2 protein-coding genes are annotated in these 1877 nt (G+C 29.0%); both read left to right on the top strand.

Annotated features, from left to right (window positions below):
• Window positions 1-1032 (top strand): hypothetical protein (locus VLM92_RS01030; RefSeq protein WP_325274496.1); only part of this gene is annotated, 1032 nt, incomplete at its 5' end.
• A gap of 13 nt (window positions 1033-1045) precedes the next feature.
• Window positions 1046-1877: pyocin knob domain-containing protein (locus VLM92_RS01025; protein ID WP_325274495.1), on the top strand; the 832-nt coding region annotated here is incomplete at its 3' end.

Below are 1877 nucleotides of genomic sequence, written 5' to 3'. Positions count from 1 at the left end.
AAAGTATTTGATAATAAACATAATATTTTAGATGAAGTACATGAGTTCAGTGGTCTAACTTATACTAAAACCTTAAATGGGGTTGGTAAGTGCGAGTTTAGTATTCCTTTAAATTCTTTTAAATGTACTAAAGAAAACTTTACAGAAACTAATCATGTTGAGATTTATAGAAATGATGAAAAAGTTTGGGGTGGGTTTATAGTTCAAACTGAATTTAATTTCCCTAACTTAAAGATTGGCTGCTATGGCTACTTAGGTATATTTATGTTTAGGAGATTAAGAGCAAAAGACTACGTTGAACAAACTTATACAAACTTATTCAAATCTTTATTGATTGATATAAATAATATAAGCAGCACAGGAATAATTGAAGGATATTTTGATAGCAATTCTTTAAGAACTCAAAGAAAAGTAGAAAATAAAGATTTCGCATTAGATAAGATGTTAGAATATGCAAATAGTGCTAATTATTATATAGAAGTCAATGAAAATAGAGAATTTAATTTCTATACTGCAAAAGAAAGAAAGCTGCAATATGAATTAATTTATGGTACAGAAGAAAGCGACAATATTATAAATGCACCTAGTCTATCAAGAAGTATTTTAGATATGGCTAATAATGTCTATGCTGAAAGTGAGCACGAAGAAGAAGGAGTTAAAACTATATTAACTTCTTTAAAACAAGATGCAAACTCTATTAATAAGTATGGATTATTTGAAGGTGTTTACAACGCTAATAATGATATAGTAATTCAAAATACTTTGGATAACTATGTGAATGATGAATTAAGTAAAAGAGCATATCCAAGTGATACAGTAAGTCTTAAAGTTGCTAATAGCAATATATGTCCTATACATAATTTAAAAGTTGGTGACATTATTCCTATATATTTAAAGCCATATTTCGAATACAAAGATGAAGTTAAAATACTTGAAATAACAATAGATGCAACAAAACAAGAAGCTGATATAGTTGTAGGACAAAAGTTGTATAAGCAACAAAAACCTATAACTATAATGTACGCAAAATAAAGGGGGTGTAAAGATGAGTATAAAAACAAATTATTTTGATAATACAGATTACTATGCAAGTGACTTTGTAAAGTCATTTAAAGCTACGAATAGTAACGGTGTAGTAAATAAAAATGACTTCTTTGTTAACCCTAATTCACCTGCTAATTTAAACATAGTTGTTGATGCAGGAGAAGCATTTATCGAAGGTTACTTTATAAAAATGGATGTAGCTGAAACATTGCCATTAACTGCAAATACAAGTGGGTTAAATAGAAAAGATTTAGTTATTCTAAAGCTAGATTTAAATAATTCTATAAGTCATTTAGAGGTGGTGCAGGGAACACCAGCTAGTTCTCCTGTAGTTCCTACGGTTTCAACTATTGACGGTGAATATTATATTAAATTAGCAGAAGTTACTATAAATAATAATGTGTCTTCTGTTATTGAAACTGATATAAAAAATATTGCGACTGGAAGTAATAGCAAATTTATGGGAGATGTGTCAGATTTTAATAATTGTACTAATCAAGGCAATTATAGTATAAGTACAGATACGTCAATTCCTAATGCACCATTTATTGGATCTATGTACGGTACTTTAGTGGTTGTAAATAGATTTGATAATGATATAGACGAAAGAACGTACAACTATTGCAATCAAGTTGTAATATTAAACAACGGTAGAATTTTTACTAGGACTTACCAAAATTCATGGTCTAGTTGGCATGAAATGGCTTACATGGCAGATGGTACGGTTATGGCTGATAAAGTATCTTCTATCGGTATGGACGCTGATTTAATATTAATGACAGATAGAAACAATTTTGGAATAAAAGTAGACAGGTTTAATGGTCATGTAGAAC

This window comes from Romboutsia sp., from assembly GCF_035470145.1.
Taxonomy (GTDB): Bacteria; Bacillota; Clostridia; order Peptostreptococcales; family Peptostreptococcaceae; genus Romboutsia_D.
This window is presented reverse-complemented; position numbering and strand designations above follow the sequence as displayed.